Source organism: Verrucomicrobiales bacterium, from assembly GCA_016793885.1.
Taxonomy (GTDB): domain Bacteria; phylum Verrucomicrobiota; class Verrucomicrobiia; order Limisphaerales; family UBA11320; genus UBA11320.
The window spans coordinates 1-23,700 of the sequence record JAEUHE010000067.1; the positions used below are offsets into that span (position 1 = coordinate 1).

Annotated in this window: 15 protein-coding genes; 6 read left to right on the plus strand and 9 right to left on the minus strand. The window is 59.9% G+C overall.

Annotation, left to right across the window (positions count from 1 at the left end):
- Positions 1–351: 351 nt before the first annotated feature.
- Positions 352–1,407, minus strand: coding sequence for an endonuclease/exonuclease/phosphatase family protein (locus JNN07_08415; GenBank protein ID MBL9167750.1), 1,056 nt, complete (start codon positions 1,405–1,407; stop codon positions 352–354).
- 432 nt (positions 1,408–1,839) lie between these two features.
- On the opposite strand from JNN07_08415, the gene JNN07_08420 reads away from it, so the two are divergent.
- The 3 genes from JNN07_08420 (at position 1,840) to JNN07_08430 (ending at position 7,791) form a co-directional block, all read left to right on the plus strand.
- Positions 1,840–4,392, plus strand: coding sequence for a phospholipase C, phosphocholine-specific (locus JNN07_08420; GenBank protein MBL9167751.1), 2,553 nt, complete (start codon positions 1,840–1,842; stop codon positions 4,390–4,392).
- Positions 4,393–4,528: 136 nt separating this feature from the next.
- Positions 4,529–6,829: a choice-of-anchor D domain-containing protein gene (locus JNN07_08425; protein ID MBL9167752.1), complete on the plus strand. Its 2,301-nt coding sequence runs from the start codon at positions 4,529–4,531 to the stop codon at positions 6,827–6,829.
- 101 nt (positions 6,830–6,930) lie between these two features.
- Positions 6,931–7,791 carry a sugar phosphate isomerase/epimerase gene (locus JNN07_08430; GenBank protein MBL9167753.1) on the plus strand — a complete coding sequence of 287 codons (861 nt, stop codon included), beginning with the start codon at positions 6,931–6,933 and terminating at the stop codon, positions 7,789–7,791.
- A 39-nt stretch (positions 7,792–7,830) separates the two neighbouring features.
- Here the strand turns inward: JNN07_08430 and JNN07_08435 are convergent, their stop codons facing one another.
- The 3 genes from JNN07_08435 to JNN07_08445 form a co-directional block, all read right to left on the minus strand.
- Positions 7,831–9,501 carry an ATP-dependent DNA ligase gene (locus JNN07_08435; GenBank protein ID MBL9167754.1) on the minus strand — a complete coding sequence of 557 codons (1,671 nt, stop codon included), beginning with the start codon at positions 9,499–9,501 and terminating at the stop codon, positions 7,831–7,833.
- On the minus strand, positions 9,498–10,562 hold the full coding sequence (locus JNN07_08440; GenBank protein ID MBL9167755.1) for a ligase-associated DNA damage response exonuclease: 1,065 nt from the start codon (positions 10,560–10,562) through the stop codon (positions 9,498–9,500). Before JNN07_08440 ends, JNN07_08435 begins: the two co-directional genes overlap by 4 nt.
- A 402-nt stretch (positions 10,563–10,964) precedes the next feature.
- The gene (locus JNN07_08445) at positions 10,965–11,924 is read right to left on the minus strand and encodes a TPM domain-containing protein (protein MBL9167756.1); all 960 of its coding nucleotides are present in this window, start codon (positions 11,922–11,924) and stop codon (positions 10,965–10,967) included.
- Between the two features lie 275 nt (positions 11,925–12,199).
- Between JNN07_08445 and JNN07_08450 the strand changes: the two genes are divergently transcribed.
- Entirely contained in the window at positions 12,200–13,357 is a 1,158-nt protein-coding gene (locus JNN07_08450) for a hypothetical protein (GenBank protein MBL9167757.1), read from the plus strand.
- Between the two features lie 185 nt (positions 13,358–13,542).
- Here the strand turns inward: JNN07_08450 and JNN07_08455 are convergent, their stop codons facing one another.
- The gene (locus tag JNN07_08455) at positions 13,543–13,704 is read right to left on the minus strand and encodes a hypothetical protein (GenBank protein MBL9167758.1); all 162 of its coding nucleotides are present in this window, start codon (positions 13,702–13,704) and stop codon (positions 13,543–13,545) included.
- Between the two features lie 3 nt (positions 13,705–13,707).
- Positions 13,708–14,199 carry a hypothetical protein gene (locus JNN07_08460; GenBank protein ID MBL9167759.1) on the minus strand — a complete coding sequence of 164 codons (492 nt, stop codon included), beginning with the start codon at positions 14,197–14,199 and terminating at the stop codon, positions 13,708–13,710.
- Positions 14,200–14,458: 259 nt separating this feature from the next.
- Between JNN07_08460 and katG the strand changes: the two genes are divergently transcribed.
- A complete protein-coding gene (gene katG / locus JNN07_08465; protein ID MBL9167760.1) occupies positions 14,459–16,639 on the plus strand; it encodes a catalase/peroxidase HPI in 2,181 nt (726 codons plus the stop codon).
- Between the two features lie 194 nt (positions 16,640–16,833).
- The gene (locus JNN07_08470; protein MBL9167761.1) at positions 16,834–17,394 is read left to right on the plus strand and encodes a hypothetical protein; all 561 of its coding nucleotides are present in this window, start codon (positions 16,834–16,836) and stop codon (positions 17,392–17,394) included.
- Positions 17,395–17,544: 150 nt separating this feature from the next.
- On the opposite strand, the gene JNN07_08475 is transcribed toward JNN07_08470, so the two are convergent.
- From JNN07_08475 to JNN07_08485, 3 genes are all read right to left on the minus strand, one after another.
- Positions 17,545–18,816: an amino acid permease gene (locus tag JNN07_08475; GenBank protein ID MBL9167762.1), complete on the minus strand. Its 1,272-nt coding sequence runs from the start codon at positions 18,814–18,816 to the stop codon at positions 17,545–17,547.
- 10 nt (positions 18,817–18,826) lie between these two features.
- Positions 18,827–19,777 (minus strand): methyltransferase domain-containing protein, encoded by a 951-nt coding sequence (locus JNN07_08480; GenBank protein MBL9167763.1) that lies wholly within the window; start codon positions 19,775–19,777, stop codon positions 18,827–18,829.
- Positions 19,778–19,963: 186 nt separating this feature from the next.
- Positions 19,964–23,404, minus strand: coding sequence for a hypothetical protein (locus JNN07_08485; GenBank protein MBL9167764.1), 3,441 nt, complete (start codon positions 23,402–23,404; stop codon positions 19,964–19,966).
- Positions 23,405–23,700 lie beyond the last annotated feature (296 nt).

Genomic DNA, 23,700 nt, shown 5'->3' on the forward strand with positions numbered 1-23,700 from the left:
TATCCCTGGAGGGGATGCCCGCTCCGCGGGGGGGACCAAAGCGGCAGGGGTCTGCCGCACTCCATATCGGCCCGTCGGTCGCGAAGCGTCTTGGAGTGCTGTAGCCCTCTACAGCTTTTCGGTATCCCTGGAGGGGATCCCCGCTCCGCGGGGGGGACCAAAGCGGCAGGGGTCTGCCGCACTCCATATCGGCCAGTCGGTCGCGAAGCGTCTTGGAGTGCTGTAGCCCTCTACAGCTTTTCGGTATCCCTGGAGGGGATGCCCGCTCCGCGGGGGGGACCAAAGCGGCAGGGGGCTGCCGGAAATCAGAACTGTAAACCTGGTCGGACCGCTTCACGGTCAACTCCACATTCATCTCGAATCGGGCAACTGGACCGTGGCCACCACGGCCCGGTGATCCGAAGGATAGGGAGTAAGGACCAAATCGGCGTAGGCTTTGCTTTCGCCCACGATGTCGCACAGCTTGACGGTCACCCCCGTGCCGCTGAAGAAGACAAAATCGATGCGGTCGTGACGGTCCTTGGGATCGTCCGGTGTTGTGGTGGGTGTCCAGGTGTTGCCCCGCCGTTGTATCTCGTCGGGATGGACGGTGCGGAAGACATCCCGCAGGCCGGCGTCCATCACGACGCGGGTCGAGGGGTAGTCGACCGCGATGGGGCAGACGCCAGCAGCGGCCGCCCGGGGCGTCCAGTCCAAGTGGGAGGGCTCGTTGAAATCGCCGGTGAGGAAGACGGTCGCTCCGGAGCTGAGCATCGGCCTTAGGTCCTTCAGGAGGCCGGTGACTTGGTGGCCCCGTGCCTGGCGTGCCGCATTCACCGCCTCCTCGGCCGTTTCGATAAAGGGAGCATTGGCGTAGGGAATCTTCAGCAGCTGGTAGGGTTGGTAGGGAGCATGAGAGAAATGTGCATTGAACATCCAGAAAGTCCGACCGGATGGCAATCGGACGGAAACCCCCCATTTGTGGGGCGTGTTGGTGGCGATCGGAAAACGGCTGAGGATGCCGGTGCGTTCACCTTGATCGAAGTAAAACCATCCCAGCAGCTCGGCCAGCTTCTTGCCGTTGTCGGGTTGTGATCCTTGCTTAGTCCGCCCATAGGTTTCTTGAAGGCCGACCACATCGGCCTTCGCAAGTTGGATCACAGCCGCCGTTTGAGACAGGGGCTGGCCGCCAGCTTCCCCCCCATGCCAGAGGTTGAACGTCATCACGCGGAGCACCTCGGCGCCCTGGGCCATGGGATTGGGCACACCCGCGATCAATAGCCAGATCGTCAAGTGGACGATGCCTCTCACCTTGGTCGGGGGTTTCCACCCAGCCCTGAGCCATTCGACAAGGTTTCCGAGTACGTTTCCGGCTGAGGTGGAACGCCAGGGCAGAGCGAGAAAAGCTGTGCGCGATGAGGGCTGCATGCGGAAAATTGCTCCAGCGTGGTTTCGGGGAGCAAGCGCTTTTTCCGAGCGGACTCTTGAGGTAGGACGAGCACGGTTTTCTCGCACACGGACGGGACGTATGCTCAAACGCATCGAAAGCATCTAAAAATGTGCATTTAGGGAAGGTATACTTTACTTAGAATCATGAAATTGGTGATGGGTAGTGTTCGGGATATGTTGCCGCTTGCCCTGCGTGCGGCGTCGTGACCGGGAGGCTTCCTCGGCTAGGAGTTCACGGGGGGAGATGGTCGGCGTGAAGGAAAAGCGGTGTCGTGCCACCACAGAGACGGCGGGGTTGGAACGGCTGAGATCCAGTGTCACTCCTCTGCCTGATGTCGCGCTAGAGTGACGATCTTTCGCGCGGGTTTTCCCTATCCATTGGGGGACGCTTTGCTAGGTTTCTGGTTAAGTATGGATTCACGACGCGAGTTTCTCAAGAAGGCCGCGCTTTTGGCGGCGGGGGGGAGTTTGTCGGCATCGCAAGTTGCCGCCATTGAGCGAGCGGTGGCCATCAACCCGCCTCCAGGCACGACTTACTTGGACGCCGAACACGTCGTGATCCTGATGCAGGAGAATCGCTCGTTCGACCACTGCTATGGAACGCTGCGGGGTGTGCGAGGGTTCAACGATCCCCGCGCCGTGAACCTGCCGGATGGGAATCCGGTCTGGCTGCAATCCAACGCGCGGGGCGAGACCTATCCCCCGTTTCGATTGAATATCAAGGATACCAAGGCCACGTGGATGAGCGCGTTGCCTCACTCGTGGGGCGACCAAACGGCGGCGCGCAACGACGGCAAGCACGATCGATGGTTGCCCGCCAAACCCTCGGGTCGAAAAGACTATGCTCATCTGCCCCTCACGATGGGGTACTACAATCGCGAGGATATCCCGTTCTACTACGCCTTGGCCGATGCCTTCACGGTGTGCGATCAGAACTTTTGTTCTTCTCTGACGGGAACCACTCCGAATCGTCTGCATCTCTGGACGGGCACCATCCGTGAAAAGCCGTCGATCGAAACGAAAGCCAACGTCTGGAACTCGGATGTGGACTATGGGGACGAGGCCTCTTGGATGACGTTTCCGGAGCGTCTGGAGGATGCGGGTGTTGCTTGGAAGATTTATCAGAACGAGCTGAGTCTGAAAACGGGGCTGACCGGACCGGAGGATGCGTGGCTGGCCAACTTCACGGACAACCCCATCGAGTGGTTTAGCCAGTATCATGTGCGTTTCAGCGCGTCCTACCGTCGCGAGTTACCCACCCGCGAAAAAGCTTTGACGGCCCAGGTCGCGCAGCTCGAGGGGATTGCCAATCCCACCGAGGCTCAGAAAAAGAAGCTCAACTCCACACGCTCGGAGCTTGAGGAGGTGCGCCAGCATCTTCAGACCTATACCGAAGAGAAGTTCAGCCAGCTGCCTGAGCGGGCGCAAAGCCTGCATCGCAAAGCCTTCACCACCAACGAGGGGGATCCGGACTACCGCAAACTGACGAGCCTAACGTATCGGCAGGGTGAGACCGAGCGGCGGATGCAGATCCCGAAGGGCGATGTGTTGCATCAATTCCGCCAAGACGTTCGAACCGGAAAACTGCCCAAGGTGTCGTGGATCGTTGCACCGGAGAATTTTTCGGACCATCCCGGAGCGCCCTGGTACGGTGCGTGGTATCTGAGCGAGGTGATGGATATCCTGACGCAGGATCCCGAAGTCTGGAAGAAGACCATTTTCATTCTCTGTTACGATGAAAATGACGGCTATTTCGATCATGTACCTCCGTTTGTTCCACCCGACCTGCAACGTCCGGACACCGGCAAAGCGTCGGCTGCGATCGATACCTCCATCGAACTGGTGCGCCGTCGCGTTCCAGACGCCTCGTCGACGTCCGCTGGACCGGGATCCACTCCCACCGATCCTATCGGACTCGGATTTCGTGTGCCGCTCCTGATTGCGTCGCCCTGGAGCCGCGGCGGTTACGTATGCTCTCAAGTGTTCGATCACACCTCCATCCTGCAGCTGATGGAGGGCTGGCTGAGTCACAAGACCGGCAAAACCATTCGAGAAACCAACATCTCCGCTTGGCGAAGGGCAGTCTGTGGAGATCTGAGTTCCGCCTTTCGCCCCTACCACGGTGAGAAGATGGAATTGCCGCGATCCGTCGAACGCGAGGCATTCCTGGGCTCGATTCATCAGGCCCAGTTTAAGGAAATCCCCACTGGGTTTAAGGCATTGAACTCGGAGGAGCGCGCGCTGGTGCGGAAGGGGGGAGCTTCGGCTCCGTTCATGCCACGGCAAGAACCGGGCATTCGTCCTGCCTGTGCGCTTCCGTATGAGCTGACGGTGACGGGTGCTTTAAGCGAGGATAGGCAAACATTTGAAATTCGATTTGCTGCCGGCAAGGCTTTGTTCGGGAGCAGGGCATCGGGAGCTCCTTTCCACGTTTACGCGCCCGTCAAGTGGAGACCGTCCGGTGACGGCGCCACCCAGCCGTCCTTCGAGCAGGGTCATACCTGGGCGTACGCGGTCGTCGCGGGAGACACGCTGTCGGATCGTTGGCGGTTGGATCGTTTCGAAACCGGCGAGTATCGGCTTTGTGTCCATGGGCCGAACGGATTTCTGCGCGAGTTCAAGGGCAGTGCGCGGGATCCGCGGGTGGAGGTTCAATGGCAGGCCGCGGAGGAAGATCGTGACGGCAAATCCCGCGGGCTGCTGACGCTGATCAACCACGACGCCAACAACGTCACAGTCACGGTCCGTGATATGGCCTACGGAGGCGAGCCGCTCACCCTTCGGCTGGGGCAGGGCGGTACGTCCGGCTCCGTTGTTAAGACCGTCATCAGCCTGGCCCGCAGCCATGGATGGTATGATCTCCAGGTCCAGATCCAAGACGCGGCTAGGTTTGAACAGCGCCTCGCCGGGCATCTTGAGAACGGATTCGAAAGTTTCAGCGACCCGTTGATGGGCCGGGTGTGAGCGGGAACCCCTGATGTCTGCTCTATGAATGCAGGGAGTCTTCAGTGGCCGAAAAACTCATTGGACTCCCCTTACGGATTTGCCTAGGATACCTCAAGTGGTCGGCAGTGTACATGTCCCAGTAACTTCACACTCTATGAAGCTAAGCCCTCTGTTTCTTGGTTGTCTTACCTCCCTTCTTATCCTTCCGGCGCACGCGGGTCTGGTGGCTCATTGGCCGCTAGATACGGATGCTACGGACGCCACTGGCAACGGCCACGATGGCGTTATCGATGGGAACACCGTTAGTTTCGGCGCTGCGGGCGCCAACAACAGCACCGGCGCAGCGGCCACCTTTTCGGGCAATGGTCACATCGACATACCCTATTCCGAGCTGCTCAATCCGGGCGTGAAGGCTCCGGACGGTTCGGGCAGCTTCACTGTCGCTTTGTGGGTGCGTCCCACCCGCGTCGGAGGATCCCACCGCTCTCCGTTCACCTCTCGGGAAGACAATGGAGCCAATGTGAACGGGCCGATTCTTTACATTGAGCCGAACGGTCAATGGAGTTTCTGGGCGGGGAACAATGGCCCCTCGGGCACCTGGAACGCGATCCCGGCCGGGCCGGCCACCGCCGAGGCGTGGGTGCACGTGGCGATTGTTTATGATTCCGAGACCATTACCCGCAAAATGTACCTCGATGGCGTCGAAGTCATCAACCAGCCGGGCGGCATCTCAGCCAATTCCGTTCGTCCCACGCATATCGGGGGCGGTGCTGATGATGGCAACTCGTTCACTTGGGCGGGTGACATCGACGATGTGGGGATCTGGGACAACGCGCTCACCGAGGAGGAAGTTCAGAACGTGATGGCGAACGGCGTCGATGCTGGTCCGGTGGTTCCCGACCCGCGTCTTCGGATTGCCTCTCCCGTCATCCTACCCTTGAATGGAGGCGTTCAGCAGTTTCCGCTCACGGTGAACAATGTCGGCCTGACCAAAACCTTGACGATCAGCGGCACCGAGTTCAGCGGGGTCAATGCTGCGAATTTTTCCGTGGTTACCGCTCCGGGACCTATCGAGCCAGGGGGCGCGGGCACGCTCACCATCGCTTTCGATCCTCAGGGTGCCGGTGGGGACGTTGAGGCGGTTCTGCAGATCACCAGCAACGATAGCACCGAGCCGGTTCGGTCCGTCGTTCTGCGGGGGAGTATCCACGACCCTCAAGTGGTGGCCCCGGCGGCCCTGGACTTCGGCACGCTGCCGGCGGGCACAGGGCCAGTGACAGCGGCCTTCAATCTTCAGAATGTGGGAGGAAGCCGGGTCTTGTCCGTTACCGAAGTTCTGGTCACTGGCCCACAGGCGGCGAGTTTCACCGTCACCGAATTTCCGGCAACCCTGGCTCCGGGAGCCAGTGGAGCCATCCGTGTGACATTTGATCGCCTGGATGGCGACGGGCTTATCGCGGCTCTTTTGAAGGTGACCACGGATGATCCGATTACCCCGGAAGTTATTGTTCTCACGAAGGCCCTGGTAGCTTTCACCGATCCCTTGGTAGCTTGGTGGCCGCTCGATCAGGACGCTCTCGATGCCAGCGGGAACGGCCATGATGGCACGATCTTCGGTGAGGTTATCTTCGGTGAAGAAGGAGCCAATGCCGCGACCGGTGCTTCCGCTTCCTTTGACGGCAACAGCCGTATCGATGTGCTTTACGATCCGCGTCTGAACCCCGGGCTGAGCCTTCCTGGTGAATCCGGCAGCTTTACGGTGACACTTTGGGCCTATCCGACAGTGGTGGGCGACGGGAACTACCATTCACCCTTTACCTCGCGCGAGGATAACGGGGCATCGGTCAATGGGCCGATTCTTTACAACACGTTCAACGGTCGATGGGAGTATTGGGCCGGCGACCATGGACCCTCGGGAAGCTGGAATCCGATCGATGGCGGCGCCGTCGTGGCGGATACCTGGGTGCATGTGGCGATTAATTATGATGCGGAGGCGAGGATCCGTCGCATGTATCTCGACGGAGTAGAAGTGGCCAGCCAGGAGGTAGGTGTGGCTGCTAACTCGATCAAGGATCTGCATATCGGTGCGGGGCAGGATGATGGCCGGGCATTTTATTGGGTCGGACGGATTGATGACGTGGCTTTCTTCCGCAAAGCGCTCAGCGTTTCAGAAGTCCAGCAGGTCATGACGGGTGGGGCGAACAGTTTGGTTTCTCAGCCGCCGGACTCTCCGGTCATCACTGGCTTCGGTGGCGGGCCTGGAGTGGGGACGTTTACCCTCACCTGGGTTTCCACCGCCGGGAAGAGCTATCGGGTTCAACGTTCGACCAATCTCAGCGCTTGGACGAACCTGGATCCGGCGATTCCGAGCGGTGGTGCCACGACGACCTTCACGGACAATGCATTGCCCGCTGGGGAGCGTAGCGTGTTCTATCGTGTGGAAGTGTTGCCCTGAGGATGGACTGCGGAGGCCCGCTGGGCAAGGGGACGCCTGCGTCGGCGAGGCCTCAACGGTGGTGCGTTGAGCGATCAACCGGTGCGCTTCATATCGGAACGATGAACTCTGATGGCATTTCTCGTCGATCGTTTCTCGCTGCCGTCGGAGCGACCCCCTGGGCGCTTTCGACGGCGGCGGCTGAGCCGAGAACGCGCCCGAAAATACCCATTGGCATTCAGATGTATTCGGTGCGGGATGACGAGAAGCGCGACCTGATCTCCACCCTGGGTCGTCTGCGCGAGATGGGCTACGAATGCGTCGAGTTTTGGGCACCCTACCTTGATTGGACTCCATCGCGTGCGCGGGAAATCCGTCGACGTCTGGATGATGTGGGGTTGCGCTGTTACTCCAACCATACAGCCGCGAAGCACTTTGCGGAAGAGTCTTTGTCTCGAGCCATCGAACTGAACCACATTCTTGGCAGCCGTTACGTGATCATGGCGCATGCGGGTACACAGGAGAATCTGGATGGTTGGCGCCGCACGGCAGAAGTGTTGGCTCAGTCGGCCACGAAGCTCCGGAAAGCAGGGCTTGGCTGCGGATACCACAACTGGGACGTCGATTTTCGACCGCTCGAGGGCACTCGGCCGATCGATATTCTGACCGGGAATACGCCCCAGGAGGTCGCGTTCCAACTCGATGTGGCGACCTGCCTCGCGGCGGGTGCCGATCCACTGGCGTTCATCCGGGCAAACCCCGGACGCATTAAGACTTATCATCTTAAGGATTGGTCAAGCGATCCGCAGAAGGGATATCGCGTGCTACTCGGTGAGGGCGTGGGACGTTGGGGTCCCCTGCTCGAGACGGCCGAGACTTCCGGCGGCGTTGAACACTACCTGATCGAGCAGGAAGGAAGTCGTTTCTCCCAAATGGAAACCGCCAAGCGCTGCCTGGATGTCTTTAGGTCACTCCGGGACTAGCAGTCGGGTGGGCTCAGAGGACGGAGTATCGTACCGCATTCAAAGGCCGGCTCCGGGAGTTTGCGTTGGCGGAAGCAAAGCTCGGAGCGTCTCCAGCGTGTCCGCTTCGGCGAGGGGCTTATCTTGGCGCCACCGCAAGATCCGGGGGAAGCGCACCGCGATTCCACTTTTGTGCCTGGCGCTCGCGCCGATCCCTTCAAAGCCGATCTCGAATACCAGAGTAGGGGTGACGCTACGCATGGGGCCGAACTTTTCGATCGTAGTCTTACGGACGATCGCGTCCACCTGTCGCATCTCATCATCCGTAAGTCCTGAGTACGCTTTGGCGAACGGAATGAGGCGGCGGTCGGCCACCTCCAGGCCTGCGCTCCAGACAGCAAATGTGAAATCGGTGTAGAGGCTCGCGCGGCGCCCGTGACCTCGCTGCGCATAAATGAGAACCGCATCCACCGTGTAGGGATCTATTTTCCACTTCCACCACACCCCGGCCTCTTTGGTGCGCCCGACCCCGTAACGTGCCTCTTTGCCTTTGAGCATCATCCCTTCTACCCCTAGCCCTCGCGAACGAGCCCGTTGTTGGTCTAGTTCACTCCAGGTGGCACCTTCTAACAGCTCGGAAAGGCGCAAGTGTGGTTCCGGGACTTCTCTGACTAAATGCTCGAGCTGTTGGCGTCGCTCCCGCTGGGGGCGGGTGCGCCAGTCCACTCCCCGCCACTCCAACAGGTCGTAGGCTACAAAGATCACTGGAGCGTCCTTCAGCAGGGATGCAGGGAGCCTCTTGCGCGCGATTCGCTGCTGTAACAGGGCAAACGGTTGCACCTGATCGGCCTTCCAAACCACGATCTCTCCATCCAGAATCGTCCCATCCGGGAGTGTGGAAGCGAGTGCTGAGAGCTCCGGAAAACGCTCGGTCACCAGCTCCTCACCGCGGGACCAGATCCACAGTGTGCCGTGGCGCTTGACGATCTGAGCGCGGATCCCATCCCACTTCCATTCAATTTGCCAGTCACTCGGAGGCCCGATTCTTTCCTGGAATTCCGTTACCGGCAGCTGCAACGAATGAGCTAGAAAGAAGGGATAAGGCTGACCTGCGTCGCGGTCATCCGGAGCGCCGTCCGTAGGTTGCGAGATTAAGCGTTGATATCGGTCAGCGGTGGGCGGGCTCGATCCATCGGTGTAGCCCACCAGTCGCTGAGCGATAAGCTTGGCATCGAGACCGGCCAAGGCCGCCAATGCTCGGGTGACCAGCAACTTGGAAACTCCGACGCGAAAACTGCCGGTGATCAGTTTGAGGAATACAAGTTGGCTGCCTCTATCCAGCTGATCGAGCAAAGGCATTAAATGCATGGCCCCAAGGTCCTTTCGGATGTCGCGCAACGGGAGCAGCTTGCCCTCCACCCAACTAGCCAGACCATCGGCGTTGGTTGTGCTACTCAGCGGGAGCAACAAGGAGAGGGTCTCGGCCAGGTCGCCGACGGCTTGGTAGCATTCGTCAAAGAGCCATTGGGGAAGCTGCGAGGTCGTGGTGATCAGTTCCCGAAGCAGCTTGGTGGGCACCAATTGGCGTGGTTTGCCTCCACACAGAAAATACACTGCCCAGGCCGAGTCGGCCGGCTGGGCGTCGCGAAAGTAGTCCTGCATGGCCTCGAGTTTTGCGTGGCTGCTCGTGCTAGCATCCAACCGGGCATAGAGTTCGGCGAATGCCTTCATACAAGAGGCAGTGTGGGGTCGATCTTATCGGGGCTGAGGTCCGCGGCATTCGCGGGAACGGCCTCCTGGCCCTCTGAATCTTCCTCTCCGTATTCGGTAGGAAATGCATTCGCTTCCAAACCGCATTCACGAAGCCATCGGACCATCACATGCACTTGACCGTGGGTGACGATCACGCGCTGTGCGCCGGTGGCTTTCACGGCTTGCTGAAGACCTGACCAGTCGGCGTGATCCGACATCACGAAGCCGCGGTCCACGCCGCGACGCCGGCGTGTGCCACGCACCTGCATCCAGCCGCTCGCGAAGGCATCGGCGTAATCGCCGAAGCGTCTCACCCAGGCGGTACCCTGTGCCGAGGGCGGCGCCAGCACGAGGCTTCGACGCAGATCGGAAGGCTCCGTCACCTGGCCCGCATACTGGGTCGGAGGTAGATTGACCCCCGTCTCTCGATAGGCGGCGTTCATGCGCTCCACGGCACCGTGCGTGAGAATTGGCCCAATGGAGGGGTCGAGCATGGCGAGGATGCGTTGCGCTTTTCCCAGACTGTAGCAAAAAGCGACGCTGGTTCTTCCTTGCTCCGCATTCGACCGCCACCAAGCCAGGATGTGGGACTTCAATTGCGCTTGAGTCGGCCACTGGTAAATGGGCAGCGCGAAAGTGGATTCTGTAATGAAGGTATGACAACGGACGGGGATGAAGGGCGCGCAGGTCCCGTCGTCCTCGGTCTTGTAATCGCCCGAGACCACCCAAACTTGCCCTCGGTGTTCTAATCGCACTTGCGCGGACCCAAGCACATGGCCCGCGGGATGAAGGCTTAGTTGGACATCATGATCTTGAAGGATCTGGCCATATTCGACGGTCTGCAGCGGGAGGTGATCCCCGAGCCGTTTGCGCAGGATGGCTGCCCCGCTCGTGGCCGTCAGGTAATGCCCGCTGCCCCCCCGAGCATGGTCTGCGTGGCCGTGGGTGATGACGGCGCGAGCCACAGGCTTCCAGGGATCGATGTAGAAATCGCCGGGGACGCAGTAAAGGCCATTCGAGGTAGAAACAACCAGATCCATAGTGTGAGCTTATGAGAAGGCGGTGACTTCGCGGTCGCCCTGGAGCGCTCGTCCGACTCCACCTCACGGCAACCCACTAGGCGTCCGATTGTCCAAGGGCGCTTATCGACAGTCCTAGCCTGAATGGTGCCAACGGGATGTCAATGGCTACCCCCTGGCCTCAAGATCGAACAGCAACGCGAGCCGCACCCGCTAAGAGTCGAAGAAGCGACGGGAATGTTTTGAAGACCGGAGTGGATCTAGTAGGCGATTTGCAAGCCTCGGCAGCCTGGAGCCTGCAAACCGCCCATTCCTCGGTGCAACCCCGCAGTCAAGCGGGAGCCGCCATGGCTGATTCCTAACGGCGATGAAAGCGACGGCCGCAATGAGTGTCTCAAGCGTTCGGGCCAGGCGGCTCAGCGATTACGCATCCCCGCCGCCGCCGCCGTCGCCGCCGAAGTCACCACCCCCGCCGAAATCGACGTCACCGCCCGAGCTGCTAAAGTCTCCGCCTACATCAGACGCTCCGTTGTCCGACGGACCCGTCATCGAGCTATCACTGGCGTGCGCGTTGCCTCCCATGAAACGGTCATACAGCCAACTCCCCGCCATGACACCGCCAATGCCACCCAACAAGCTGGTTAGAAACCCGCCGCCACGTCCGCCCATTCCTCCAGCACCCGCGAGTTGGCCACCTTGGCTTCCACGCATCATTCGGAAGAGAAAGCGCACTAAGAGAATGCCTCCCAAGAGCAGCACTCCCAGGAGCAAAAAGGATCCGATCGACCCTCGCGAAGAGGGTTCATTGGTAGCCGCTGCTGTTTCCCACGATCCGTTGGGAGAGGCGGACGGCGTGCCGGCGGCCGCAGATGGCCGGAGATTCGCCCGCAGAGTCCTCTCGACGTAAGCGACGCCGTTCTGAAGGCCCTCATCAAAACGGTCCTCACGGAACGAACTTTGAAAAATGCGAACCAGTTCGTCACGGTTCGAGGTGAGAAACGCTTTTTCTCGAGTCGCCGGACCCACGCCCACCTGGATGCGGAATCGGTGCGGCGGGGGCTCCTTCATCACCAACACATAGATTCCATCCAGTTGAGCCGAACGGGCTCGATCGCGGACGAGGTTGGAGAAGAACTCCTCGCGGTTCCGAGCGTATTCCTCGCTCCGCCCCTCCGGAATACCGGCGAAGGTCTCGACCAGGAGCTCCTTGTGAAGCTGCTTTTGGATCATCCGAGCAGCATCGTCGGCTTGTCTGACTGTCCGGGACGAAAAGACCGCGGCATCGTCGCGCACCCCAGGTGCGGCCATGGCCGCTTGTGGGGCAACGATCCCCAAGACCCATACCAAGAGCAAATTCAGAATTTGGCGATAGTATGTTCGCATGGCCTATATGTAGCGGCGGGCTGCCGAGTTGGCCAATTTATTTGAGTCCGGAGAATTTGCGCCGACACCTGGAGCGTTAAACGCTTGTATGAAGCAGAACGGCATGATATCAGTCCTATCATGGCGATAGTATCTTGATTGGTTCCTCCTCCGGGTTGACGCTCCCAATTCATCTTGAGCCACGCGAGTCGGTTGCTAGTTTACGGCCTGCGCGGACGCGATCATAGGTCGGTGTGGAGACAGACAAAGAATCAATGCGAGTTGAAATCTCATGCGTGGCGGCAAGCGCTCTGGCGCTATTCACAGCCGTGCTATCCCTGACCGGTGCCGATCGCCCGCCCCCATCGTCCGTCCCCGTCACCTTGCCCCATGCGGCAGTGACTGGTGATCCTTCGGAAACCATCGCCCACCGAATTCTGAGATTGGAAGCAGAGCCCCGCCGGGTCGAACCCAGCCTAGTCGAAATCCTAAACCGTTTCCTGGAGGAGGCATGCGCCGCGGCAGGCCAGGTAAAACGGGCAAGAACGGGTCGGTGGGATCCGCACTATGCGGAGGCGGTTCTGCGGAGCATTGATGCGACCCTGATTCGGCAGGGGTTTGTTTATCCCGAGACCGGCGCCACCGACTTCATGGCGGACAGCCTGACCCCGTCGTGGATGACGGCGGCTCGTCGATCGGCCTTTCAGATGCAGTCGCAGAACCATCGACGACTGAAGATGATTGCGGAGCGATTTCCGGGTCCGTTCTACGCCGCAGACTGTGATACGGTGAGTTTTTTGTACCTGAGCGTGGCGCAGCGGCTTCAACTGCCCCTGGTCCTGGTGGTGATTCCCTCGCGCGACCGGCGTCCGGGGCACGCATTTGTTCGCTGGCGTGAAGGGAACCGTCAACTTAACTGGGAGACGATGGACGGGGCCATCCGCACCGACGAGTCCTACGTCAAACCCTGGAACATCTCATCCGGTGCCATTCAAGCCAAGGCGGCGTTGGCGGATTTAACCGTCGACCAAGCGATGGGCTGCGTTCACTACTGGCTGGCGGTTCGACATCAGCGACAGGGTGATTCGGAGCGCGCGCTCCAAGAGCTGGCGGTGGCGCTGGAGTTGCATCCTGAGAACCTGGACGCGCGACGCGAATTTGCCTGGGTTACGGCCACAGGTGCCCGACTGAGCGTGCGCGATCACGCAGCGGCTTTAAGGCACATCACCCGCGTGCTGGAGGTCATGGAAGACCCAGATGCTCGCGATACCCTTGCGGCGGTTTACGCTTCTGCGGGTCAGTTTGACCTGGCAGTGCGCGAACAACGGAAGGCGATTCGGGACAGTTCCACAGGGGCGCGGGCGGGCTATCGACGTCGGTTGGAATTGTATGAACAGGGGAAGGTCTATCGCAAGACGGACCCAAGACCCCCGCAGAAAACAAAGTCGAACTGATTTACACCGCAGAGACGGGAAGAGCGCAGAGAAGACAGGCGGAACACACTGAGCCTATGGGGTTTGGAGAAAACAAAGGACCCCTCCCCAAAAGGGACCCATTTCGGCCTTCAGGATCTTCACAAAGTTGTTGTCCTGCCGCGTGATCTGCGTGGTCCGCGGGCCACCCACTCCCAGCTCTCGTTTCAAGGCCGGCGTGGCCGGCGCGGCTGGTTGCGGCGCAGATGGGGAGGCATGTTTGCTTCCGCCCAGGTGATCGTCTGCTGGATATGGAGCCAGCGTTGCAACGGATCGTAGGCACGATCCCGTTTGAGTTCCTCGCGCTTCTTCAGCTCTCCGTCAGCCATCGCTCATCCTTTCTGACGCTCCCGGATCGCGCGTTCCAAATGTTGCACCCGGCTGGGCTTCCGTTCGGGTTCTGGAAGCGCTTTCTGACACGCCAACATGTCCTCGTCGCTCAGGCCTAAAAACGGTTGTCCGGCAGCGGTGGCGCAGACGTCGGCACGAGCACGGCATGCAGCGTAGCTTCCTTCCAGGCCGCGGACGTCGCGAAAGACGTCCAGAGCGCCCTCACGAGTGGTCAGGCAAAAGACGGATTGGCGGCGCAGCCAGTTCCAATCCTCTGGAACCGAGGCCCACTCCTGTTCGGTAGGCCCCCACGCCCCCCCGAGAGCCGTCAAGGCGCGGTTGAGGCGGGCAAGGTTGTCGGCTTCGTCTCGAACCCAGATGTCGACATCAAACGTCAGCTCGGGCAGGTGGCGGATGAGGAAGTTCATTCCCCCGATTAGGAGATAGTCCACTTGCTCGGAATTGAGTGCCGCCAGGATGTTGTCGACGTTCATCGTATCAGCCAGGCCTTGTATGCCAGGTCGGGAGATTTCAGGCGACACTAAATTCGGCCAGCACCGCGGGTGGGGAGTGAATAAACCCGGGTGAGCACAGTCAGGATCCCCCTCCGGGGGGCCGGGAAGCGGCAGAGGGTTAGCGCACTCCAAAACACTTCGCGATGCGGCTACGAATATGGAGTTGACCGCTCACCAAGTCGTGACTAACTGATTGCTTGTAAATAGAGTGTAGCACAACGATCCCAACGCGAATATTATGTCATCCGAAGCTAAATGCCCGTTCAACCACACCGCCGGCGGCGGCACAGCCAACCGTGATTGGTGGCCGAACCATCTGAAGGTTGAATTGCTCCACCAGCATTCCACGAAATCAAATCCGATGGGAGAGGGTTTCGACTATGCCAAGGAGTTCAAGAGTCTCGACCTGGCTGCATTAAAGAAGGATCTCGCCGCCCTGATGACCCAGTCGCAGGACTGGTGGCCCGCCGACTTTGGCCACTACGGGCCCTTGTTCATCCGTATGGCATGGCATAGCGCCGGGACTTACCGCACCGGGGACGGTCGTGGCGGCGGCGGGCGGGGCCAGCAGCGCTTCGCGCCCCTGAATAGTTGGCCGGATAACGTGAGCTTGGATAAGGCCCGCCGGCTCCTGTGGCCCATCAAGCAGAAATACGGGCGGAAGATTTCTTGGGCCGACTTGATGATTCTGACCGGTAACGTCGCCTTGGAGACGATGGGATTCAAGACGTTCGGATTTGCAGGTGGGCGCGCCGACGTTTGGGAGCCTGACCAGGATGTCTATTGGGGCACCGAGACTAAGTGGTTGGACGATAAACGGTATACGGGCGACCGCAACCTGGAGAACCCTTTGGCCGCCGTGCAGATGGGTTTGATCTATGTGAACCCGGAAGGTCCGAACGGCAACCCTGATCCGATCGCTGCCGCTAGGGATATCCGGGAGACATTCGCTCGCATGGCGATGAACGATGAGGAAACGGTGGCGCTGATTGCCGGTGGGCACACTTTTGGGAAAACCCACGGTGCCGGACCGGCATCCCATGTGGGAGTAGAACCCGAGGCGGCCGGCCTGGAAGAGCAGGGGCTGGGTTGGAAAAGCAGCTTCGGGACTGGGAAGGGTGGCGATGCCATCACCAGCGGTCTGGAAGTCACGTGGACCACCACCCCGACGAAGTGGAGCAATAACTTCTTCGAAAACCTGTTTGGGTTTGAATGGGAGCTGACCAAGAGCCCCGCCGGTGCCAATCAATGGCGTCCGAAGAATGGAGGCGGTGCTGGGACTGTTCCAGCGGCTCACGATCCCTCCAAGCGTATTGCGCCATCCATGCTCACGACGGACTTGGCGCTGCGCTTTGATCCGGCCTACGAAAAGATCTCCCGGCGGTTCCTGGCGAACCCTGGTCAGTTTGCGGACGCGTTTGCTCGGGCTTGGTTCAAGCTGACCCATCGGGACATGGGTCCGCGCGCGCGATACCTCGGCTCCGAGGTTCCGAAGGAAGAGCTCGTTTGGCAGGACCCCATCCCCGCGGTCAACCATCCGTTGGTCGATGCTCAGGACATCACGGCGCTCAAAAGCAAGATCTTGGCATCCGGTCTGTCTGTTTCGGAGCTGGTCTCCACCGCGTGGGCGTCCGCCTCTACCTTCCGTGGCTCTGACATGCGTGGTGGTGCGAACGGTGCTCGTCTCCGGTTGGCACCACAGAAGGATTGGGAAGTCAACCAACCCGCGCAGCTGGCCAAGGTGCTGAAGACTTTGGAAGGGATCCAGGCTGGGTTCAACAGTGCTCAGTCCAGCGGCAAGAAAGTCTCGTTGGCTGATCTGATCGTCCTCGCTGGTGGTGTTGGGGTCGAGAAGGCTGCCAAAAATGCCGGCCATGACGTGACGGTTCCGTTCACCCCGGGACGCATGGATGCGACGCAGGAGCAGACCGATGTGGCGTCCTTTGCTGTGCTGGAACCCATCGCCGACGGATTCCGCAACTATCTCAAGTGCAAGTACACCATCTCGGCGGAGGCGTTGCTGATCGACAAAGCGCAACTGCTGACCCTGACTGCGCCGGAGTTGACGGTGTTGGTAGGGGGACTGCGTGTTCTGGGCACCAATGCCGGCCAGACCCGGCACGGAGTGTTCACCAAGAAATCGGAAGCGTTGAGCAACGACTTCTTCGTGAACCTGCTCGACATGGGGACTGAATGGAAGCCGACTTCGATGGAGGCCGACTATTTCGAAGGTCGCGATCGTAAGACGGGTGAACCGAAGTGGACCGGCACTCGTGTCGATCTGCTCTTCGGCTCCAACTCGATCCTTCGCGCCCTGGCGGAAGTCTATGGAAGCTCTGACGGGGAGAAGAAGTTCGTTCAGGATTTCGTCGCCGCCTGGACCAAGGTGATGAATCTGGATCGTTTTGACCTGGCTTAATGCATCGGCCGTCCCCGGGCACCTCTGAAAGGGTGCCCGGGGGTTCTGAGGGGGAACATCCAGAGTGAGGTCGTGTCCTTTCCCAAAGGTTGTAACTTCTGCATGGGCGCAGGCTCAGTAAGGGTTGGAACCGGTCACTTCGATGCGGCCGGCCCGATGGGAACGTTCCCATCATTAACGCGGGAAAGGCCTCTATGAAAACGATATTTTTGACAGTGGCGATGGGGTTAGCAGGCGCTCTGGCATGGGGTCCTCTGGGAGTGCATGGCCAGGGGATGCCACCGGAAGCGCAGGCGAATATCCATACCCTGTTCCAGGTTCATGCCAAGATCACTCGCTCGGTGGAGAACACCAAAAACGGGTATGTTGCCACCACCGAGTCCGATGATCCCAAGGCCGTGGCTGCGCTTCGAGGGCACATTCGCCAGATGAACGCCCGTCTGGAATCGGGCCTGATGGTGCGACGTTGGGATCCGGCATTTGCAGAGTACGTCGCGCACTACTCGGACATTCGTCATCATTTCTCGAAAACGAAGAAAGGAGTTAGGATGACCGTGACGGGCAAGACTCGGGACGCAATTCGGGTGGCTCAAAACCACGCGGCGGTGATCTCCGAGTTCGTCAAAGAAGGATGGAAAGCTCATGACCGCAGCCATCCAGCAGTGGTTGTGGCTACCCAAACCGCGGGGACCTCGAACGAGTGCTGCTTCGGGGGGGGCAAGGGACCGGGATGCGGCCGAGCCTCTAAAAAGTGACCTAGATATTTTCCTGCGGAAAAGGAACCGGTAATCTCACGGTTACCTTGAAGACAAAGTGACGTAAGGTGGGGCGGGTTTTGCTTAGGATTCGGTTTCGTCAATACGGATCACGATACCCCGCTGGGTTTGCCTCCTGATCTGACGGGCTCAACCGAGTCGACGGCTGAGGCGCCAGGCGGCCCAGCCGAGGCCGATCACGGCAAACCCGGCCAGGCTGGGCAGCGGGGATCGGGAGATGGACAGCGCAGTTGTCCCCAGGACCGCGGCGATGAATGTGAGAGGTACCCAAGGCCATCCGGTCACGTGCAGTGCGGGTCCCAGCCGGCGACGGACGAGCACGAGGCCCAGGACAGTGGCGGCCGTGCTGAGGCCGAGCGTGAATCCGATAAAGGTGAGCAGGGCCGTGTAGCTGGAGGTCCAGAGCATGATCAAGCCGATGGCGAACTGGAACGCGATGGACGGCCGGGGCGGGCCGGATTCCTGCACCAACCAGGAGGGCAGATAGCCATCCGCCGCCATTCGTGCGTAGACCCGCGGCCCGGTCATGATCAGCGAGGACACGGAGGTAATGAGCGCCAGCGCGATGAGGAGCGTCGCGCCGTTTGCCCAGGCGGCTCCCCCTAGGCGATCGGCCACAAGTCGGCCCACTTCCAATCTACCGGAGATCGTCTCAGCCGGCACCGTCAGCACAAACACGGCATTGACGGCCAGGTAGATCGCGGTGACAGCCAGGGTACCGGTCACGAGCGAGCGCGGCAGATTGCGCTCGGGATGGGTCACTTCGCCACCCAGATAGATCACCGCATTCCAGCCCGCGTAGCTAAACGAAATCCACACCAGGGACATTGCGAACGAAGGAATGGAAACGTCGGCGGAAGGGGGGCTGGGGGCGCCTGGGATCCTGGTCACACCGAAGCCGACGAAGGCGGTGATCAGGATCACTTTAAGTAGCACTGCCAGGTTCTGGGCGAATGTTCCATGACGGACATTCCAAGCGTGCAGGGAGGACATCAGGATCATCAGAACGGTCCCGATGACGCGAGGGCTGCTGCCGGGCAGCCAAGCTTGCATGTATTCACCAAAGGCATTGGCAGCGGCGGCGAGCGGGGCGGAGAAGCCTACCAGCAAGGAGATCCATCCTGCCACGTACCCCGCCGCCGGATGTAGCGTTCGGGACAGAAACAGGTATTCACCACCGGACTCCGGCAGGTGTCGCGCCAGGCTTCCATAGCTCAGGGCTCCCAGCATGGCGATGACGCCGCCGATCATCCAGGCGACCAAAACCAGCCAGGGAGATTTCAAATCCGCCAGCAGAAAACCACTGGTGGTGAAAACGCCCGCCCCCAGCATACTGGCGATCACGAGTGCCGTCGCACTCCAGAACCCGATCGTCCGGTGTGGCGCGGAGGGGGCGTCCATGCGCACGATCCTAGCGGCTCACTTTGCGGAAGCGGAGGGTGTAGTTGTCTTTGAGCAGCGGCAGCTCTTCTATCTTCTTAAACCCAGCGGCCTCAAACTCAGCCGTCACCACTTCCTGGCCCGCCCGGACGTGATTCAGAATCCAGTCCGAGCTTACCCCGGGCACCCGTTTGAAATCGATCAAAAATACCTCGCCGTTGCGGCGGAGGGCACGATGCAGGGAGGCCAGCGAATGCTGGGGGTATTCGAAATGGTGATACACATCACAGATGAAAGCCGAGTCGATGGAGTTATCCGCCAGCTCCACGGAGCGCTCCGTGCACAGGACCGTCTTAACATTGTGCTGCCCGGCCTGCCCGGCACGTTCCGCAATGAGCTTCAGGAAGGCGGGAACGATGTCGACAGCATAAACGCTGCCCTTAGGACCGGTTGCAGCGGAGAGCATGGGGGTGAACAGTCCGGTGCCCGAACCAATGTCCGCGACAACCGAGCCTGGACGGATCTTGGCTGCGGCGACGATTTTCTCCCGGTGGTCGTAGATTTCGCGTCCCTCCTTTTCGAAGCGCTCGACCCAATTGGAGACGTTGAGATTCGGTTTGAGGTATTCCGTGTTAATGCCGGGTTTGACGCTGGCCTCGGGTGCGAGTGCGCGGGTGCTCGGAGCTGGCGATGTCTGGCAGGCCGAGAGCCACACCAGGGAGGCAGCCCAGCAGCTGAAGGCGATCAGTTTGCGAATCTGTTTCATGGTGCCTTGGAGAATGCAGAGGACGGTCGCGATTGGGAAGAGAGTAAATCTCCTGGGGAACTGCTGAATCTTTTTGCGAAATCCTTCGTTCTTCGGCGCTAACGTATTGAGTTCAACACGCTCGCTTTGGGATGTGGAGACGGCGAAGGTGATCCGATCGTTTGGCGGAGTGGAGGTGCCGGCACTGGCCGGTGCTGAGAAACGAGATGTCCGCATGTTTGGTCTTTCATCATGCCCGGTCGCAAGCGACCAGGCGGGTTTACGATGGAGAGACCAGGGCGGAATCTGAAACGAAAAAGCCTTCAGACCCCGACAAACGGAGAATGAAGGCTATTTCAAAGAACGACGGCACTTTGCAGGTTCGCGGATGACTCGCCAGCGAAAACCGCAGATGCAGACGTGTTAGCGTCTCACCACAGTCAGCCGAAATGTGGTGGTGCTGCTCCGCCCGCCGCTGTCGGTAACTTTGATGGTCACATCGGCTGTGCCTATTCTCGATCGGACGGGCCGGATGGTAATGGTGCGATTGCCTCCCAGCCCTCCGAAGGCGATATTCGCCGTCGGTACCAGAGCCGTGTTGGAAGACGTCACGCTCACTCGGAGGCCACTGAGAGAGGAATCCACATCGGCGATCCTAAAGGCAAGCGGGCCTGCGGTTCCGTTCTCAAAGATGGTTTGCGGTCCGACAGTCGTGATGGTGGGTGGATCGTTCACGGCAATGACGGTGGTGGTGAACGATGAAGAAGCCCTGCCTCCGCTCGCATCCGCCACGGTCAGGGTGATGGTCGCCGATCCGGACCGATTGGCCGCGGGCTTGACGGTCACGGTACGACTGGCGCCGGTTCCTGCAACGACAATGTTACCCACCGGAACCAGCGTCGAGTTGGAGGTGGTGGGGGTAACGGTCAAGGTGTTCACCGACGAATCCACATCGGCGAGGGTGAAGGCGATCGGGCCCGCGGTTCCGTCCTCGTTGATCGTCCGAGCAGAGATGGAGGTGATGGTGGGTGCGTCGTTCACAGCATTGACGGTTAGAGTGAACGAGGAAGACGCCCTGCCTCCGCTGGCGTCGGCGACTGTGAGAGTGATGATCGCCGATCCGGACTGGTTAGCGGCGGGCTTGACGGTCACCGTACGGCCCGCGCCGGTTCCGGCCATGGTGATGTTTCCAACCGGGATGAGCGTCGGGTTGGAAGTCGTGGGTGTCACCTGCAGGGTGTTCACGGGGGAGTCGACATCAGCGAGGGTGAAGACAATGGCGCCGGTGGTTCCGTCCTCGTTGATACTGCGGGAGCTGATTGCCGAGATCGTTGGTGGAATATTGATCGGAGGTTGGGGCAGCATCTGAATCACCACGTCATCGACCTTGAACACCGCCGGCCCAGCATCGCTGCAGATGGCCAGGGTGGAATTGGGCAGGCTCGGGGAGTATTCGGCGCTCAGGGTTTGCCAGCGGCCGATGGAGTTGATGGGCACCGTCACACTTGCCGTGGCAGCTGAGGACCCAATTTTTAGGACCGCGGCACCACTCTCCAGGAACACTCTTGCTGTGAGGGCATATCTTTGCCCTGGCACCAAGGTGAGATTCTGTGCGATGCCGTCACGGCCGGCGGCTGCAACGACGCGTTGCAGACTCACGCCGTTATCCAATCCTCCTGGTGTCAGGACCAGCGTTCGGCCGGACTCGGCTTGCTGGAACCATCCGCGGGCAATCCAATTGACCGTGTTGGGCAGTGGATACTCGTCGAAGCCGCAGTCAAACAATCCGTTTGCCACGAAGTTGCTCGAAGTCGACAACGTTGCAACGAGTGAGCGCACTGAAGTGGGCAACCCGATGTTACCGCTGTCATCGACTGCGCGGGCCACAACTCCATAGACGCCGACATCACAGGGCGTGAAGGCGTAGCTCCAGGATTCGCGGCCTTTGGCAGGATGCCAGCTGGTTCCGCCGTCCGTGGACACTTCCACCGCGGCCACCCGTCCGCCGCCGTCGGCTGCAGATCCCGAAATGAACACCGTATCGTGGACGCTCACATTGGTGTCGCTGGAAGGAAGGGATATCTGGGCGGTCGGTGGCGTCTGGTCGGTGGAGGCGGTTGCCAGGGTCAGCCCGCTTTGGAGAGTCGCCGGCTGTACGTTCATGTCAGCGAAGAGGTTGACGATGGCCTGCTGGAGCCGGGGATCCCCAGCCCTCGGAGCCATGCTGTAGAAACCTGCCAAGGCTCGTTGAAGCCGCATGGTGCCAGCACTAAAGACCAATGCTCCGCTGCTGGCCCGGTAGAGCGACATGTGGTGGAGCACGGACGAGAGTCCCAGTTCAAAGCTTGAGGCAGGCTGGTTGGTCAGCTCGGTAGTCGAGAGATGAAACAAACCCGGAGGGCGGAATCCATTGTCTAGATCGCCGTCGATCTCATATCCCAGCAAATCGTCAAAAACGCTGACCTGTCCCGGGGTCATGTTCGCGACGCTGGTATTGCGCCAGAACCTCAGCTTTCCATCGGCCTCGGGGACTTCGAGGGGATGGTCGACATGGGTAGGAATTGAGGTGAGTAACCCCAGTAAACCGTTCTCGGGCAGATAGCCATCATACGCGGGTGGGCCGAACTTCGAGTCGCGAAACAAACCCGTGCTCACGCCCGGGAGCGGGTCGAGCTTGAAGCCCTTCTGCTCCTTGAAGACGACCATGGTCTTGTGATCGTCCTCCCATCGAATTTTCCAATAGGCGGTGTTCCCGGAGAAGAACGCCAAGTTGACGCCCGCGTCCCGCGCCGCCTCGACGTGACGCATCTGTGGCAAGGACCAGTATTCGTCGTGGCCGCTGGAGATGAACAGACGATGATTGCGAATGAGTTCACCCCTCTGGTCGCTGTCCTTGCCGGTAGTGTAGCTGACATCAAATCCGTTCGCCTCGAGAAAGCGGATGAGGGGGTATTCCTCGCCGTATCCTAAAACCTGCCCGACGGTGTTCTCGAGGATCACCTGAGCGTGAGGGGGGGCTATGTTGGTCACGGCGCTGAGGTGCGGGCGTCGAGTGGACACTTTATACGCACGGCGATTCAGAGCATCGTACACGCAATGGCCATCCATGGTTTGTTCGGGCGGGATCGAGCTGCCTTGGTAGGCGGCACCGTAGTTATATGCCTGCCAGGTCGTGTCGGATGTCTGCAACAGAATATCCGATGCTCGCGCGTCATCTCGTATCACGAAGAATATCCCGCATGAGATGCGTGTATCGCGACGTTGCACTTTGGCCATGAACAGCCCGGACACCAGGTCTGCGGGCGTGCTCCAAGTCAACGACGGAGTCCAGTTGCCACAGTCGATGAGAAATGGAAACTCCCGGGCATCCGTTGCTGGATCCAGCGAAGGGGTGGGGGTTGTCAGACACTGAGGTTGATCGACGGTGGTGCCGGTGAAGCGCGCCACTTCGCGCGCTCCGTTGCCTTGGTAGTATCCCAGGCGGTACACCACCAGATCGTATACGACGTTCGGCCCATCGGGTGTCTGGATGTAGAAGGTAATGTCCTCCCCCTTATTGACGCTGACATCGCTGGTAAACCCGCGAATCGTGGGAACGGATGCCCCGGGCGACCACGTCGACTGCGGTGTGCCGGGTAGAGCATTCTCGACGACGATCGGGTTTGGGGTTTGGGCCTGGGCTTGGGAACCTCCGCCCGTAATCAGCGCAAGGAGGGCCGTGGTGGCAAGTGCCCACCACCCCGTGATTCGGCGACTGGCTAAGCAGCGGTTAGGCTGCGGGGTGGCGTGACCTGGATCACCCCAGATTAAACGGGGTCGAAGTGAACTAACGCAGCGTGTTCTATTTTTTGGGAGAACCTTCATGATTAGCTGAAATCTTTAACCGGTGGCGTAGGGTCCGATCCAGAAAATATTTGAAAGGATGGCTACTTTCCATGGGTGAGTTGGAGCGTAACGGAAGTGGGGCGCTATAACCCTTGTCGTGGTTGCGGAGGGATCCGAGAGTTCACCCCATGAGGGTTTTCTATCGATCGTAATGCTCACCAGTAGGTTGCGTCCGATTGGCCACTTGAGGTCCGGGCTAGGGGGCTTATCCCTGCCTCGACCCCTTGTTGGGCTCGGCGGGTTACCCATTCATTGCTCCTTTGGTTCCATTGTCC

What these genes read in the sequence shown, in the direction of transcription:
- JNN07_08470 (MBL9167761.1), top strand. Translation starts at nt 16,834, where the DNA reads ATGAAAACGATATTTTTGACAGTGGCGATGGGGTTAGCAGGCGCTCTG.
- katG (MBL9167760.1), top strand. Translation starts at nt 14,459, where the DNA reads ATGTCATCCGAAGCTAAATGCCCGTTCAACCACACCGCCGGCGGCGGC.
- JNN07_08460 (MBL9167759.1), bottom strand. Translation starts at nt 14,199, where the DNA reads ATGAACGTCGACAACATCCTGGCGGCACTCAATTCCGAGCAAGTGGAC.
- JNN07_08480 (MBL9167763.1), bottom strand. Translation starts at nt 19,777, where the DNA reads ATGCGGACATCTCGTTTCTCAGCACCGGCCAGTGCCGGCACCTCCACT.
- JNN07_08430 (MBL9167753.1), top strand. Translation starts at nt 6,931, where the DNA reads ATGAACTCTGATGGCATTTCTCGTCGATCGTTTCTCGCTGCCGTCGGA.
- JNN07_08425 (MBL9167752.1), top strand. Translation starts at nt 4,529, where the DNA reads ATGAAGCTAAGCCCTCTGTTTCTTGGTTGTCTTACCTCCCTTCTTATC.
- JNN07_08415 (MBL9167750.1), bottom strand. Translation starts at nt 1,407, where the DNA reads ATGCAGCCCTCATCGCGCACAGCTTTTCTCGCTCTGCCCTGGCGTTCC.
- JNN07_08420 (MBL9167751.1), top strand. Translation starts at nt 1,840, where the DNA reads ATGGATTCACGACGCGAGTTTCTCAAGAAGGCCGCGCTTTTGGCGGCG.
- JNN07_08445 (MBL9167756.1), bottom strand. Translation starts at nt 11,924, where the DNA reads ATGCGAACATACTATCGCCAAATTCTGAATTTGCTCTTGGTATGGGTC.
- JNN07_08440 (MBL9167755.1), bottom strand. Translation starts at nt 10,562, where the DNA reads ATGGATCTGGTTGTTTCTACCTCGAATGGCCTTTACTGCGTCCCCGGC.
- JNN07_08435 (MBL9167754.1), bottom strand. Translation starts at nt 9,501, where the DNA reads ATGAAGGCATTCGCCGAACTCTATGCCCGGTTGGATGCTAGCACGAGC.
- JNN07_08485 (MBL9167764.1), bottom strand. Translation starts at nt 23,404, where the DNA reads ATGAAGGTTCTCCCAAAAAATAGAACACGCTGCGTTAGTTCACTTCGA.
- JNN07_08455 (MBL9167758.1), bottom strand. Translation starts at nt 13,704, where the DNA reads ATGGCTGACGGAGAGCTGAAGAAGCGCGAGGAACTCAAACGGGATCGT.
- JNN07_08475 (MBL9167762.1), bottom strand. Translation starts at nt 18,816, where the DNA reads ATGGACGCCCCCTCCGCGCCACACCGGACGATCGGGTTCTGGAGTGCG.